At 40.9% G+C, this 14577-nt stretch carries 15 protein-coding genes and 1 pseudogene; 7 read left to right on the top strand and 9 right to left on the bottom strand.

From position 1 onward, the window contains the following. The first annotated feature begins 357 nt into the window (after positions 1-357). A complete protein-coding gene (gene trxB, locus ACLFKQ_RS17170) occupies positions 358-1350 on the top strand; it encodes a thioredoxin-disulfide reductase (protein ID WP_449000976.1) in 993 nt (330 codons plus the stop codon). A gap of 221 nt (positions 1351-1571) precedes the next feature. Here trxB and ACLFKQ_RS17165 read toward each other — a convergent pair. Beyond that, positions 1572-2788: pseudogene (locus tag ACLFKQ_RS17165) on the bottom strand (ISAs1 family transposase). 134 nt (positions 2789-2922) lie between these two features. On the opposite strand from ACLFKQ_RS17165, the gene ACLFKQ_RS17160 reads away from it, so the two are divergent. Further along, positions 2923-3207, top strand: a complete 285-nt coding sequence (locus ACLFKQ_RS17160) for a hypothetical protein (protein ID WP_449000975.1) — start codon at positions 2923-2925, stop codon at positions 3205-3207. A gap of 200 nt (positions 3208-3407) precedes the next feature. Here ACLFKQ_RS17160 and ACLFKQ_RS17155 read toward each other — a convergent pair whose 3' ends face one another. The 4 genes from ACLFKQ_RS17155 to ACLFKQ_RS17140 form a co-directional block, all read right to left on the bottom strand. Next, entirely contained in the window at positions 3408-3548 is a 141-nt protein-coding gene (locus ACLFKQ_RS17155; protein WP_449000974.1) for a hypothetical protein, read from the bottom strand. A 12-nt stretch (positions 3549-3560) separates the two neighbouring features. Beyond that, positions 3561-3965 carry a transposase gene (locus tag ACLFKQ_RS17150; protein ID WP_449000973.1) on the bottom strand — a complete coding sequence of 135 codons (405 nt, stop codon included), beginning with the start codon at positions 3963-3965 and terminating at the stop codon, positions 3561-3563. A 75-nt stretch (positions 3966-4040) separates the two neighbouring features. Continuing rightward, complete coding sequence (locus tag ACLFKQ_RS17145; protein ID WP_449000972.1) at positions 4041-4343, bottom strand: helix-turn-helix domain-containing protein; 303 nt, start codon at positions 4341-4343, stop codon at positions 4041-4043. Beyond that, entirely contained in the window at positions 4307-4582 is a 276-nt protein-coding gene (locus ACLFKQ_RS17140; RefSeq protein WP_449000971.1) for a transposase, read from the bottom strand. The genes ACLFKQ_RS17145 and ACLFKQ_RS17140 overlap by 37 nt, the downstream gene beginning before the upstream one ends. Positions 4583-4920: 338 nt before the next feature. On the opposite strand from ACLFKQ_RS17140, the gene csaB reads away from it, so the two are divergent. After that, positions 4921-5967: a polysaccharide pyruvyl transferase CsaB gene (gene csaB / locus ACLFKQ_RS17135; RefSeq protein ID WP_449000970.1), complete on the top strand. Its 1047-nt coding sequence runs from the start codon at positions 4921-4923 to the stop codon at positions 5965-5967. Between the two features lie 65 nt (positions 5968-6032). Here csaB and ACLFKQ_RS17130 read toward each other — a convergent pair whose 3' ends face one another. Continuing rightward, positions 6033-6821 carry a glucosamine-6-phosphate deaminase gene (locus ACLFKQ_RS17130; RefSeq protein WP_449000969.1) on the bottom strand — a complete coding sequence of 263 codons (789 nt, stop codon included), beginning with the start codon at positions 6819-6821 and terminating at the stop codon, positions 6033-6035. Positions 6822-6904: 83 nt separating this feature from the next. Here ACLFKQ_RS17130 and ACLFKQ_RS17125 point away from each other — a divergent pair, with 83 nt between their 5' ends. Next, complete coding sequence (locus tag ACLFKQ_RS17125; protein ID WP_449000968.1) at positions 6905-7261, top strand: hypothetical protein; 357 nt, start codon at positions 6905-6907, stop codon at positions 7259-7261. 23 nt (positions 7262-7284) lie between these two features. Here the strand turns inward: ACLFKQ_RS17125 and ACLFKQ_RS17120 are convergent, their stop codons facing one another. Beyond that, positions 7285-8646 (bottom strand): phospholipase D-like domain-containing protein, encoded by a 1362-nt coding sequence (locus ACLFKQ_RS17120; RefSeq protein WP_449000967.1) that lies wholly within the window; start codon positions 8644-8646, stop codon positions 7285-7287. A 247-nt stretch (positions 8647-8893) separates the two neighbouring features. Beyond that, positions 8894-10219, bottom strand: a complete 1326-nt coding sequence (locus ACLFKQ_RS17115) for an ISNCY family transposase (RefSeq protein WP_448998174.1) — start codon at positions 10217-10219, stop codon at positions 8894-8896. 442 nt (positions 10220-10661) lie between these two features. On the opposite strand from ACLFKQ_RS17115, the gene ACLFKQ_RS17110 reads away from it, so the two are divergent. Further along, positions 10662-11252, top strand: a complete 591-nt coding sequence (locus tag ACLFKQ_RS17110) for a hypothetical protein (protein ID WP_449000966.1) — start codon at positions 10662-10664, stop codon at positions 11250-11252. A 143-nt stretch (positions 11253-11395) separates the two neighbouring features. Beyond that, on the top strand, positions 11396-11647 hold the full coding sequence (locus ACLFKQ_RS17105; protein WP_449000965.1) for a BolA family protein: 252 nt from the start codon (positions 11396-11398) through the stop codon (positions 11645-11647). A gap of 657 nt (positions 11648-12304) precedes the next feature. Here the strand turns inward: ACLFKQ_RS17105 and ACLFKQ_RS17100 are convergent. Beyond that, the gene (locus tag ACLFKQ_RS17100; protein WP_449000964.1) at positions 12305-12817 is read right to left on the bottom strand and encodes a phosphoribosyltransferase; all 513 of its coding nucleotides are present in this window, start codon (positions 12815-12817) and stop codon (positions 12305-12307) included. A 45-nt stretch (positions 12818-12862) separates the two neighbouring features. On the opposite strand from ACLFKQ_RS17100, the gene ACLFKQ_RS17095 reads away from it, so the two are divergent. Then, positions 12863-14473: an MFS transporter gene (locus ACLFKQ_RS17095; protein WP_449000963.1), complete on the top strand. Its 1611-nt coding sequence runs from the start codon at positions 12863-12865 to the stop codon at positions 14471-14473. The last annotated feature ends 104 nt before the right edge of the window (positions 14474-14577 follow it).

Here is a 14577-nt window from a genome sequence, read left to right as displayed (position 1 = left end):
TGGCTTTTGTATAAAAATTTACATCGTCAACAGTTGGAGTGCTATTCTACGGTACAACCGAAAAACTTTGATATTTAGAAAGAGATCTTAGGGGTTTAAGTAAGTCGGTAACAATAAATTACATTATGTTACTAAGAGCGATGACTAATAACAAATAACAAAGGATAAATGACTACCTTTACCAATTAGCTAAACTCGCCGTCCTACTTAATTGACGTCATTTGGCATTATATATTTACTAATTTTTTAAGTAACTAAATCACTTTGAAAAAATAAAACACGAGCAAAGCGACAGAAGCTAATTTGCTAAATAGCCACAAAGTTTAATTAAAATTGCCGCATAAAAGAGAAACTGAAATGAATACTTATGATTCCCAACCTCGACCGACTGTGATTATCGGTGCTGGTTCTGCTGGATTAACTGCCGCTATTTATGCAGCACGCGCTAATCTAAATCCACTGGTAATCCAGGGACCACAACCTGGAGGACAACTAGTTACGACTACTGATGTAGAAAACTATCCCGGTTTTGAAGAGGGAATTCTCGGACCCGAATTAATGGAGATTTTTCAAGCACAAGCCGCACGTTTTGGTACGGAGATACGTCAAGGTACAGTAACTGCGGTGGATTTATCCGAGCGACCTTTTCGCCTGACGGTTGATGACAAGCAAACTTTAGCAGCCAAAAGCGTAATTGTAGCTACTGGTGCTAGCCCCAAAAAGCTAGGACTGCCCAATGAGCGAGAGTTAACTGGTCTAGGAGTGTCTTACTGTGCTACCTGTGATGGTGCTTTTTTCCAAGACGAAGAAGTAGCAGTGGTAGGCGGTGGCGACACGGCAATGGAAGTTGCTCTCTTCCTGACACGTTTTGCCGCTCGCATTTATCTAATTCATCGTCGCGATAAATTACGTGCTTCTCGTGTTTTACAAGACCGGGTTCTCACTCACGAAAAGATTAGTTTAATTTGGAACACAGAAATAGCAGAAATTTTGGGGCAAAACGAAGTCGAAAAGCTAATTGTTTGTAAGACTAGCGGGGAAAAATCCGAGCTAGCTGTCAAAGGTCTATTTGTCGCCATTGGTTATCAACCCAATACTCACATTTTCCAAGACTGGCTGGAGATGGACGACCGGGGTTACATTCAGACACGGTGTGATTCAACAAAAACCAATGTGCCGGGTGTGTTTGCCTGTGGCGATGCTCAAGACTATGTATATCGTCAGGCAATTACTGCCGCGGGGACGGGTTGCATGGCGGCAATTGATGCCGAACGCTGGCTTCAGTCTCAAGAAGAAATTTCTGTAGCCAAAGCGGATAAATGGGGCAGTTTAGCTGAGGCTAATAATTGAATGTAGACCATGTCACCCATGCTTTGGGCTGGTAACGGGCAGCGATATTATCTCAACCATAGAAGAGAAGTTAGCGGTCTAACTTTAACGGGCTTTTGCAGATTTATCTTCAGGCAGATACGAGCATCATCTTCAGCGTTTCCATCCCCAAGCCAAACTAACTGTTGCCAGTTCTCCAGAAACTAGCGGTATCTATCAGCAGGGTAAGAGCATCTCAAACCCTATTGACAAAAGGATTGTAGAACAGTCATCATATAATCATTATTCATAGATGCTCGCTTGCTTTTTTGTCGCAGCGATCGCGCTAGAGTATTCTCTAGATTCAAGGCATTAACTGCCATGGGTCTCAGGAGAGCGAAATTGCGAGGTGCGTTTCCTGAGCGAATGCGACAGTCATCCTCACTAAAAGTTACCTCGAGAGACCAATGGACTTGGTTTTCAATTCCCCAATGGGTCCGAATTGCATTGCCAAGATTCTGAGGGTCTGCGGGTAGAGAAGAAAGATCAAACTGGAGTTCATGAGTAACTTGATTCCAGAGATGGCGGGTTCTTTCCACCATGACAATAGTTTGAAGACCTGACCACTGTTCTTGTTGGTAGAGACCCCCAAACTCGGAGAGAGGAACAGCCCAAACCAGTAGTTTTTCGGTACGATGATGTCCTTTTTCCACGCGACGGTCATGAGAGACTTTAATGCCTTCAAAGTTGGAGGCGCGGGCTCGAACGAACCAATTTTTGACCTCTTGGTGAAGAGTGGGATGATTGCTTTTGAGTGCCAAGATATAGTCAGCTTTTTTAGCACCAATTAAGGGCACAATTTCAGTTTGAGTTCCCATGGCATCAATAGTCACAATTGCCCCGGTAACATCAATTAACTCCAATAAGGCTGGAATAGCCGTTATTTCATTAGAATGGTCTTCGACTTTAACTTGTCCTCAAATTAACTTGTGTTCCGCAGCCCATGCTGTTACTAGATGTAAGGCTTTTAGACCCCCTTCACGGTCATAAGAGCCTCTCAAACATTTACCATCAATAGGCACAATCTGTTGGTTTAAAGAAGGGATTAATTCTTCTACCCATCTGGTAAAACTAGCTTCGAGAGCTGAGGGGTCGAGCCTCTCAAAAACCCGACGAAAAGTATCGTCGCTCGGTATTCCATTAGGTAATTCTAAAAATTCTTCTAACCACTGTTGCTTGGCATAACCGTAATTTTCGATATCTTCCCAGCCTTCACCTCCAGCGATTACAGCCAAAATGGCAATGACTAAAATATCTTGTAACAAGTGTAGTGTTTTTTCGTTCGATTAACTCTCGGGTCTCGAAGTTCCTGAAAATAACTGGATAAATCAGCTTGTATTTGAGAAATTGGGGTGAGTTTTGCTCGGACTGTTGCTAGTTTTTCTGGTTTAGCTTTTACAGGTGCAAATCCTTTACCCATCAATTCTTTCCCCTTTTCAGCTTCCGCCGTTATCTAAGTTATTTAAGTCATTTGGTAAATGAAGATGAAACTTCTTTCATCTTTTTTGGGTAAAGGCTTCTCTTTAAGGACAAACAAAACAAAGAATAAACATCATGGCAAACGATAATATAGAAGATTTCGAACACCTATTCTTTCACGACTTAGATGAATCGGAGAGTGAAGCCATAAGCGGAGGATTTGGTTTTGGTCCTGGTCCCGGCGATCAGACGCTTCTCAAAAATGCTCCTTCTTTGTTGACCAACTATCTGAATGGTATCCTCTTGTTGCCAATTTTCGCACCAATTCTTCAGCTTCCGCCGTTAACTATTGAGCTTCCGCCGTTGCCTAAATCATCTGAGATTAACTCCGGTAAGCGCAAGAAAAATTGGCTTAAATAACGTGAGTTCGGAGTTAGGAGCTGATTCCTTAACAAGCTAAAACCCTTGTGTAGTAAGTGTTTTCTCAAATTAAAACAATTGAACTACTAGCCATCTGAAATCCCTATTGTGACTGATATCTAGCTGACTTAATATTTACTTTAGGAATCAGCTCTAGGAGCTAGGAAGTCAGTCTAAACTTCAGTTATAATACCAATTTCCTAAATTCCAGCTACAGATAATGCATCAAGAATGAAATCATATCCTGTAATGGAAGCGATATCTGCTTGAGTAAATTTAGCTAAGATAGTTGCCAATTTTCTTCTTAAAAAATCTAAGGAATCAAAGACTTTATTTTTCAAGACTTTTTTGACTTATTTCCACAATCTTTCAATGGGATTAACTTCAGGACAGTAAGGAGGTTGAAATAGCAAAATAATATTATCAGGTATAGACAAATCTAAACCAAGATGCGCTCGTCCATTATCTAATTGAATAATATGAATTTCATTACTGTAGGCTTGAGAAAAAAGCTCTAAAAACTTCTCAAAACAAGCATTATCCAAATGACTAAAATCATAGAAGAAAGAATCTCCTGTCTTTGGTTTTACTAACCCATAAAGCCATAAATATTTAAATATCCATTGATACAAGCCAATGGGTTTAACTCCACAAGCAGTAATCACTTTACCTGTTATAGTTTTTAGTCCAATTCTAGTTTCGACTTGACGAGCGACCGTGCCGAGGTTTCCTTGGCTAAGGAACGCGCGAGTAACCAATAGCGAATATTTATTTGATTCTCTGAAGTTTTCTTAATAAAACTAAGGCTATTTTCTATTTGAGAATTTAGTTTTTTAAAAGTTTTCTTTGGCTTCTTTATTTTGTTTTATATGTAAAGGACGCGGTACTTTTAATTTACCTTTGAGTTTATATCTTACTAGTTCATAAACTGTTCGATAAGCGACATGAATGTCAAAACAAGTTCTTAACCACAGTTGAATTTCACCATAGCTTTGGAATCCTTCAGGGTTTTGCAATTCTTCTTTTAATTTTGCGATCGCATCTGCTGGAATTGACCTTGGTCTTCCTCCTTTATTTTTCTTTGATTCTAGTAGTAAGTTTATTCCACCACTCCGATATTTACGTAACCATCCCAAATCCTGCGCTTTCCCCTGAACTTTCCACGATCTTGGTTTAAAGATGCTACGCCGACTAAATAAGAGATTGATTGGTGTGAGCTGTTACCTAATTCTGGTAAAGATGAAATAAGAGTCACAGCCACGACTTCGCCAATTCCAGGTACGCTGGTTAACAAGTCCATTTTCTGCTTCCAGTCTTTATTGATGACGATCGCCGACTTAATTTGCGATTCAATCTCCTTGAGTTGTTGTTCCAACCATTCTTTTAAGATACAAGGGGAAAAGGATCGTAAATTGACGATCGATCCTAAATTCTCAAGTTTATTTGTACTGGTTCAAGATGTGAGTAAAAAGCGATCGCAATTACAATTTTAATGTTGGAGCGAATATCCATTGTAACTGAGTAAGGCATAGTGAACTAGAATAAACCTAGCTTGAAATTAGAGAATCAATCCTTTTCCCCTTAACACGGGTAGTTAATGCTGATTGGGTGCGAGAAATCGAGGTATGATAACCCCAACTATCATCTTCAGTTTGAAAGAAGAAAATTAAACCAGGGTTAAAGCATTAAGCTACAAACCTTAACGCTAAGATAATGAATAAAACTAAAGCAGTATTATGTGGATATTACGGCAAGGGTAATGGCGGAGATGAAGCATTACTGGTGAGCTTGCTACAAATGCTGCCCCAAAGAGTAGAGCCAATCGTGCTTTCTGCCAACCCAAAAGCAACAAAGAAATTCTACGGTGTAGCGAGTTGCGATCGCGCTTCAGCATTTCCCATTCTCCAAGCTTTAAAACAATCGGATATTTTTATTTGGGGTGGTGGTAGTTTGATGCAAGATGCCACTAGTTTCACCAGTCCGATTTATTATGCTGGTTTGATGGCGTTAGCACAACAGCGAGAGTTGAAAACCATTGCCTGGGCACAGGGAATTGGTCCTCTCAAGCGTTCGTTTACTCGTTGGTTGACTCGGCAGGTATTGTCGGGCTGTAGCGCGCTTAGTGTCAGGGATCGAGCTTCTGCGGATTTACTGACGGGCTGGAATTTCGCTCCTCTAGTCGCTCCCGATCCCGTTTGGGCATTAAAAAGTTCGACAGTTAAAGGTTTGTGGGATTTACCAGCCCCTAGAGTGGCGGTGACTCTACGTTCTCATCCCCTACTTACATCTCAACGGCTTGAGACTCTCACCAAGGCATTAGTGGAATTTCAAGCCGCAACTAAAAGCTTTATTCTGCTGGTACCTTTTCAATCGAGTCAGGATTTAAAAATTGCCCAATCTATTGCTAGAAAAATTGAGAACTGTAGCAAGGTGCTCGTTTTACAAAATCCGCAAGAATTAAAAGGTATCTTCAGGGGAGTAGAAATGGCGATAGGAATGCGTCTCCATAGTTTGATTATGGCAGCAGCCGAAGAGTGTCGCTGTTTCGCTCTAAGTTACGATCCCAAAGTTACTCAGCTGATGTCCGAACTAAATATACCGGGATGGGAAATAGCTCAGTTGCCCGAAGATGCCAGCACTATCAGCACGGCTTGGCTCAAACACTATGCCAATGCCGAAGCTTTAGAGCAAGCTCAAATTCAATCTTTAATAGATCGAGCCTTACTTCATCAAGAACTGTTAATTAATACAATTAATTAGTCTGGCGGTCTTGGCAATCACTCAGGCTGGGTAGTTCCGACTACCTGATTTCAAATTTATCAAATTTATAACCAACGAGCAGAATCGCGGTCGAGAAATAGAGTTGCCTGGGGTTGTCGCCGCAGGATCGAAGCAGGAACGGTAGCAGAGATATTTCCCTCTAGCATGATTTTTACGATCTCTGCCTTTCTTTTTCCTCCCGCCAAACAAAAAATTTTTTTAGCAGTGCAGATGGTAGGAATAGTTAAGGTATAGGCATACTGGGGTACGGTTTCGATACTAGAAAAATAGCCCCCATCTACTTGCTGTTGGCGAGTTTCAGATTCCAACTTAATGATTTTCAGAACATCGGAATCGTTAAAATCGGCGATTGTAGGTTCGTTAAAAGCAATGTGACCATTTTTACCAATTCCCAAAAGACACAAATCGATCGCCTGTTGTTGAATTAGCTGGCGATAACGGTTGCATTCAGCTAGTGGTTCTAGAGCATCTCCTTGAATATAGTGGAAACGAGCGGAAGTTATTCTTTGTTCCACTTCTTGCCTTAAATAGTAACGAAAACTTCCCGGACAATCGGCAGCAATTCCCAGATACTCATCGAGGTGAAAAAAATCTACTCGTGACCAATCTATTTCGGTAGCGTTAGCTATTTGATCTAAAAATTGTAGTTGGGAATTTCCCGTGGCTAAAACTATTCTAACTCGCTTGCGATCGCTAATCAGCGAGCGTAAGTATTCTGTGGCGAGACGAGCGGCATCGATCGCTAAATCTAAAGATGAATGGCAAACTCTTACGGACAGCTCATTTACCTGAAAATGACGCAGACAAAGTGATGGTGCGGGAGATTTTTTCATATTTAGCCCATCGTTTTTTAAAAATAATTATTATTATTAATTTAAGTTTACTTTTACTTTACTCGATCGAGTTCCTAATTAAGATGGCTACTCTTTACGAAGACGAACGAGTCATTTGCGACGATGAAGGAATTATAATCAAAGGATATTTTTTGCCCATCGAAGAACAAAAAAAAATTCTTTATAGCGAAATTCGTACGATTAAACTGCAAAAACTAAGTTTATGGGCTGGTTTATCCCAAATTTGGGGCAAAGCCAATGCCATGTTGCGGGGTGATACTGCTACCAAAACTTACTGGTCTTCTTTCGATCTCAAGCGTCTATTTAAAAATAAGGCGATCGCGATCGATGAAGGCAAATTAGTTAAACCGGTAATTACCCCTGAAGAGCCAGAGACAGTATATCGCATTCTCAAAGCAAAAACCCTAGAGCTTAAATGAGAGCGAGCTCGAACACCCGTGAATTAACTACATTTCAACTGCTGTTTAGTTATTTGACCTCGTACTCGTTCGGGCAAACCCAAAGTAGCAGAATTATAGAGACGCTCGAACTCTTGCTGAAAATGTTTGGCTACCGTCGAATTATTAATAATTAGAACCGTTTCGTCATTAAGATAATTGGCACTATGCGACCAGTTTTGCGAACCAGTAACTATAATTCGGTCGTCTATTATGGCAAATTTATGGTGTAGTTTATCTCCCAGGGCTAGCTGCGGTATGCCAATAGTTTCTAGAGGCTGTTGCCAAGGGCGATTCCCGGCTTGCCGTTGGCAACCGTTTCTAAGTTCGACACCGAGCATGTCTAATGCTTCGCTGTAATAGCGAAAAGCAAAACCAGGATCGAAAACAGCCGCAATCTTTACCTGTTGCTGATGTTTTGATTTTAGAAGATCGGATAGCTTTTGGTCGCTAAATACAAATAAAGCCAAGTCGAGCGAAGATTTTGCTCCTGAGAGAGTTTTGCCAATTAAACCATTGGTAGTTAAATTCCAATCTCTACTGGTTGATGAAGGAGAAAATTGCACGATCACCTCGGTATTATCCCAACTGAAAGTTCGAGGCAATCTTTGCGGTTTATTTACACCAAACTTACTATCTTCGCTTTTGCCGACACCATCGCCCCACATATAGTTAAATTCTTCAATAAACGAGTTGGCTAACGCCCCATTATCAATGACTAACAAGTGATTGACATTACCTTTAGTTTGAGAATTGGCAAAGTCTCCGTGAATACCACTAATGGTAAAATTAGCCGAACCAGTAATTACTTTTTGGCGATCGATAACCATCATTTTATGGTGCATTAAACCACTGCCTTTCGAGCCATCGGCAGTATCGTCAATTATCGGAATTCCTGCTTGGCGTAAAATAACTAGTGCGTCTCCCCTAGAGATTTCTGAACTGCTCAACCGACCGTTATTATCGGTATCGGCTAAAGTCAGAAACTCATTATAGCTGTGGCGGTCGCGTCTGTTAAAATTCTCGATCTCAGCTGGAGTTAGCTCGCTAAGAGGGCGACTATAGTTATTTTCTAAAATCACCCTTACTCGCACTCCAGAACGCTGTCGATTCGCCAACGCTAGAGCAATTCTAGGCAATCTTAACTCCTGAACGGCAAGATCGATTGACGAGCGAGCCGCTTCAATCTCTCGAATAATAATCGCTTCTAGGTTATCTCCCTGACGCTCAATTTGACGATAGGGTTCTCGATACTGGCTGCTTTCTCGATGATTGAAATAGACTTGGATGAATATATCTTGTTTGAGATTGTCAGATAATAAACTTGTTTGTTGACAGCCAGAAAGGCAAAACACAGCAATTCTCATTTTGAAACCTGAACGGAAGAAAATAGAGGGTAAAAGATAAAAATTGGGAACTTGTTCGCGAAACTTTTTCGCGAACAAAGTCGAAGAGTTAATTGATTGTGAGTCAAAGTAAGCTCCGGAGCAGCTATCATCCCTGAGCAAGTTCGTTTTGAGCCATGAAAAAGCCAAGTAATACTTGGAACAACCAGCTATTACTTTGTAGAGCTATAAGGGGCGCGAATTGGTTCAGGTTCAACAGTCGCGAAATTTAGCTAGAGTTAACCCCGTCAGGTGCTTTTCCCTCCCTCAGCATAAACTCGAACAAAGTCTGCCAACTCTCAAACCATAAATATCTGGTCAGTGCCCGAAGCTCGTTGAAGAAGGTTTGGCGAGTAACCAACATGGAGCGAACGGCACGATAAGTGATGTGGATTAAATCCAGAGTGGTGTGGAAGAGATAGGCTAATAAATTAAGGCAAAATAGAAGTTCTGCCTGGTGGTTTTGACCGTGACCAAAATTATGTTCGAGATGATAAACCTTAGTTTTGAGAATATTATTCCCTTCATTTTCTACCTTCCAGCGTGCACGAGCAGCAGTGACAATCTCGGACACATTCTGGGCATGAATTTCATGGCAAGTAGCAAAGGCATTGTAGTATAGAGTTTTCTGGTTGCTGGTATCTGTTACCGTCACCTCACACCAGTTTACGTCCAGGGCTGGTTGGGTGGCTCTGAGGGGAATTTTATTCACAAAACGATAGTGATCAGACAAACGCTTTCGTCCATGGAACTCAATCTCGGTCAGAGTTTGCACTTCACCGACTCGTTCGAGGTAATCCACCCAGTCATAAACTTCTGGATGGGAGCTTCGCTTACAGACGAAGATAAAATGATAGCCATGGTTCAAAGCCTTTTCACAGATGGGTTGGTTACAGTAGAGGTCATCCCCAAGTAAAGTTACAGGCGGGTCTTGTGGCTCACAGGCATGGGCAGCAATCCAACGCTTGGCAGCAGCGTTTTCACAATCTTGTTTGTCGTGACCATCTTGGGGAGTGATGAATTCAGGTTCTAAACTGATGACCTGTGGTCGTCCTGGAGCCACTAATACTGGTGTTACAGCAGCGTGAAAATAGGTGGTGCTGCCGTTTTTATGTGTCTGATGGCAACAGTGACAGCAGTGAATCTTCTTGGACGAGAAATATTCAGTGCCATCGAGAGTCAGTAAAAATTCTCCACCAAAGCACTGATAGGGCTTGAGATTTCCCGTTTTTGACAAACCGTCATAGACGGAGCGAAAGACCCCAAACACCGTTGAAGCTGGCACCGGGTCGAGCAGGGTACGAATCTGATTATCACAGGGGATGCGCTCGATCCCAAACAGACTAGCCGCATTATCTCTCCCTTTCTGGGTTTTCATCAAGCGTTGATGGTCTAAAAATGACCTCGATTGCATGAAAAAGACCGAAAAAGCACTTTTTATCGCTTCTTCAACCCTATATTTGGTGTTATTGCCCTGTTTTCTTTCATCGGGCAGCTCATCTAACTCGTCGGTTAGCATCGATAATAATTCAGGCATCCCTATTGCTAAACCCATGTTGCCACTCCAGCGAAGGTTAATGCCTTTTACTTTAAGCTAATTGCCCCTTCTTGTTTTAGTTCTCTATGTTGAATAGAGAACTAATTCCCAATTCTTCTGCTTGTAACGATTCTGGACTGGGTTTCAATGTCATGAAATCTTAAAATGAGAATTGCTGGGCAAAACACCAACAAGCAAACAATAGTCCTCAGGTAAAGATACATTAAGTCAATTTTTTTGAGCGATCGACCACACTAAGATAACTTCAACTCAGCAAAAATTAACTACCCAGAAGAAACAAAACCTTTTTCCTTACGTCTATAGTTCAGCCGATGAACGATTATGAAATACAGCAATCTCCAAGCTGACGAACGAAATATGGTAAAGATTCGGTGATAAGATACCTGAAGTTTTTAGATTTTAATTTTCACCAATGAAATTAAGTGAGTTGAGTTAATTTATGTCAAATTCTAAGATTATTAATCGTAGTATCGGTTATTTAGGAGTTTTTTTGGCAATTTTCTCGGTTAATCCCGGATTGGCGCAAGAATCAACTCCCTCAGTACCAGAAAATTCTCCCAATACTTCTCCAGAAGAAGTAACTCCACCAGCCAATTCCTCTACCGATGCTCCTCCCGCTAGTATCCTCAGTTTGCAGGGAGGACAAAAACTGATGAGCGAAGCAGATGCAGCAATTAATGCTCAACAATATGACGTAGCTGCAGACAAATTACAAAAAGCTCGTCAGGTTTTCAACCAACTATCTAATTTTTATCTTCAGTTATTTGATAGCTTTTCAGGAATTGACAACCGTATCGCTGAATCGCAGCGCAAAAAAGCCTTAGAAACGGGACAAATGAGAGATGATGCCACCTACAAGCTAGCTTTGGTACATCGCGCTCAAAACCAATCTGAATTATCCGTTCCCTTATTAATTCAAGTGATAAATTCGCAAAATCCTCGTAGCGAGTTAGGGACAAAAGCCTATCAACAACTTTTCGAGATCGGATTTGTTGAAGAACCTTTATCTACTTCGGAATCTGGTAGTTAATTTAGATAAACTTTACACTTTGTTAGGCGATCTGAGGCTGAGAAATTAGACGAGTTGCAGTAGCGCGATCGCCAAAAATTGTCTTATTTGGTTTTTGAGATACGGCAAAATAATAAAAGTACTTATTAGTTTAGGAGTTAATCGTGATCGATCCGCAGCAAGTTGCAACTATGATTAAACAAAAGCTACCAAATGCAGAAGTTAAAGTAGCTGGAGACGGCGAACATTTCGAAGCAATTATTGTTTCTGCTGATTTTGAAGGCAAAACCAAAGTAAAACAGCATCAAATGGTCTATGCTACTCTGAATGAAGCTATGGCTTCAGAAGCAATTCATGCCCTCTCATTAAAGACTTACACTCCTGATGCTTGGCAAGCTTACAGTCAAGCTATTTAATACAACTTAAAACAACCACATCCTACATTGCTTTTATAAAGTGGTGTAGGTTAAATATTTAATTAAGTTTAATAAAATTTACAAAAGCTCGAGCCAGCAAAGGAACGACTTTGTCCAGGTAAAACGACCGAATCCCAAAAATTAATTACCTAATTAAGCGATCCCCGATTAAAATATATAAAGTGGAAGTGCAATAGGTCTATGCTAGAGCACTTCGCGATTTACGACTCTAATATCTAAATAGTAGATATTGCTTAACAGTTCTATATGGTTGGTTCGGGGGTATTGTTTGGCTGACAATCCCCCTTATTTTTTTGAGTTTGTGCACGGTGTATTCTGCTCGACCCTTAAGAGATATTTCTCTTTGAGGAAGACAGAATTATTATCACCAATGATAGATACAAATTAATCCCTGATTCCCCCAGTGTCTTCAGTAAATACACCCGTTAAAGATTTTACTTAATTAAACCTATTTAAGTTCTCGACCGTAATTACTTTAGGCGTATATTTGTACTGTTTTTTTATGGTTGTCTAGAGGTTTAGGAAAAACTTTAGCATGAAATTGAAAATTATCCAAGAACCAGATTAAATTACTAATTTCAAAATAAGTAGGTTTTGGAGGGTAATTTCACTCAATTAACCTACAGTATTTCGAATTTATCGACAATTTTGCATGGCTAATTCGTCAATATTCATTCGTTCGTAGCGTTCGAAAGGCTGATGTATCCACGGACTATCGGGAAGATAATCTACGTAATAGTCTGGAGCAATCTTGGAGATGCTTTTGTACCAAATTACCGCCGTACGTACTTCGGATATTTCTGCACCATATTTTTCTTGAAGCCAATTCAGCGATTGTATCAAGCTAACCCCAGAATCTACCAGATCGTCTACCAATAAAACTTTATTGCCGAGATTGGGTTCAATCATTGAAAGATGTTGGGAAAAACTTATTTGCCCTCGTTGGCGATTATTTTTTCCGCCGTAGGAAGCAGCCGAGATAATAGCTAGAGGTCGATCGAATAGTCGACAGAGAATATCGCCCACACGCAATCCACCTTTGGCAATACAGACAATGCGATCGAACTGCCAATCAGACTGGTAAATTGCGATCGCGAGAGTTTCGATTTTTTGGTGGTAATCCGACCAAGATACGTATAAATCTGGCATAAATATAGAGGATCGAGACAATAATCACATATTAACGAGAAGCCAATGGATCGAGAAAAGCTAAATTTTACCACTAAGCTGGCTTATGGTTCTGGAGACATGGGACCTGCGATTACGGCTAATATTTTAGTTTTCTTTCTGCTGTATTTTTTTACTAATGTAGCCGGACTACCGGCAGGCTTGGCGGGAAGCATTCTAGCAATTAGCAAAATAAGCGATGCGATTAACGATCCGATTGCCGGAATTTTAAGCGATCGCACTCGTAGTAAATGGGGTAGGCGGATTCCCTGGATGTTATTTGGCACAATTCCTTTTGGAATTTTCTTTTTTTTACAGTGGATCGTACCTGAGTTTAGCAGCGATCCCACGGTTAATAACTGGGCTCAATTTGCTTATTACGTGTTAATTGCGATTGTATTTAACCTGGCTTATACGGCAGTAAATCTGCCCTACACCACTTTGACACCAGAACTGACTCAAGATTACGACGAAAGAACTACTCTCAACAGCTATCGTTTTGCTTTTTCCATTGGCGGCAGTATTTTGTCTTTGATTCTGGCAATATTTATTTTTCAAGCCTACCCCGACGATCCCAAACAGCAATACTTAGTACTGGGAATAGTCGGTGCCCTAATCTCGATGGTCGCACTTTTGTGGTGTACTCTTGGCATTCAAGAAAGAGGAGCTTTACCCATTTTGGGACGACAAGGCAAAAAAATTCTCGGGTATGGATTAACTACTCTGGGAATCTTAGGGATCGTCTATGGAGGCTATAACTTAACTTTAGGTGCGGCAGCACTCGAGCTCTATGGTATTTTAGCATTCTTAATTGGAATCGAGCTTATCGCCTTCGGTCTGAGTTCGATCTTTGGTAGAGTTGAAACTCATTTAAGCGATCGCTCGGCAGTGGAAGCTAGGGATCGAGCTAATACCGTAGCAACAACACCCATAAAAGAACAGTTAAAAATCGCTTTTTCCAACCAACCTTTTCTCTACATCATTGGAATATATTTATGTTCTTGGCTGGCGGTTCAGCTAACAGCCTCAATTTTGATTTACTTCGTAGTTAGCTGGATGGGTATGGATGAGGCAGCTTTTCCAATTGTGGCGATCGCCGTACAGGGAACCGCATTAGTGATGTTATTTTTCTGGAAATGGGTCAGCGAAAAACTCGATAAAAAAGCGGTTTATTTTCTGGGTTCGGTTATTTGGATTATCGCTCAGGGAGGATTATTTTTCATTCAGCCTGGACAAACCACATTACTCTATATCCTGGCAATTATGGCGGGTTGTGGCGTATCCGTAGCTTATTTAGTCCCTTGGTCGATGATTCCGGATGTAATCGAACTAGACGAACTAAATACAGGTCAAAGGCGAGAAGGAATTTTCTACAGCTTTATGGTTCTCCTACAAAAATTTGGCTTGGCTCTAGCACTCTTTTTAGTGGGATTGGTTTTAGAATGGTCGGGATTTGTCGAAAGACCTCCAGGGGGAGATATACCAATCCAGCCGGATAGTGCTTTACTGGCAATTCGGATTGCCGTCGCGCCTTTACCGATGGTGGTGTTAATTATCGGTTTGATTCTGGCTTATTTTTATCCCATTACTAAAGAAAAGCACGCCGAAATTCGTTTGAAGTTGGAAGAGAGAAAGTAAGAGTCAATTGTAGACTGTAATAGTAAGAGCCGACCGCAAAGAGTTGGTTTTATCGGTACTTAAACAATTTAAACAGACAAAATAAGATAGAATACCTTTGCTGA

The sequence above is a fragment of the Myxosarcina sp. GI1(2024) genome, from assembly GCF_053543375.1.
Note: the sequence above shows the minus strand (reverse complement) of the source record. Positions and strands in the feature narration are given on the sequence as shown.

Coding starts and splice junctions, on each gene's coding strand:
- trxB (WP_449000976.1), top strand. CDS start 358: ATGAATACTTATGATTCCCAACCTCGACCGACTGTGATTATCGGTGCT.
- ACLFKQ_RS17160 (WP_449000975.1), top strand. CDS start 2,923: ATGGCAAACGATAATATAGAAGATTTCGAACACCTATTCTTTCACGAC.
- csaB (WP_449000970.1), top strand. CDS start 4,921: ATGAATAAAACTAAAGCAGTATTATGTGGATATTACGGCAAGGGTAAT.
- ACLFKQ_RS17130 (WP_449000969.1), bottom strand. CDS start 6,821: ATGAAAAAATCTCCCGCACCATCACTTTGTCTGCGTCATTTTCAGGTA.
- ACLFKQ_RS17125 (WP_449000968.1), top strand. CDS start 6,905: ATGGCTACTCTTTACGAAGACGAACGAGTCATTTGCGACGATGAAGGA.
- ACLFKQ_RS17120 (WP_449000967.1), bottom strand. CDS start 8,646: ATGAGAATTGCTGTGTTTTGCCTTTCTGGCTGTCAACAAACAAGTTTA.
- ACLFKQ_RS17115 (WP_448998174.1), bottom strand. CDS start 10,219: ATGGGTTTAGCAATAGGGATGCCTGAATTATTATCGATGCTAACCGAC.
- ACLFKQ_RS17110 (WP_449000966.1), top strand. CDS start 10,662: ATGTCAAATTCTAAGATTATTAATCGTAGTATCGGTTATTTAGGAGTT.
- ACLFKQ_RS17100 (WP_449000964.1), bottom strand. CDS start 12,817: ATGCCAGATTTATACGTATCTTGGTCGGATTACCACCAAAAAATCGAA.
- ACLFKQ_RS17095 (WP_449000963.1), top strand. CDS start 12,863: ATGGATCGAGAAAAGCTAAATTTTACCACTAAGCTGGCTTATGGTTCT.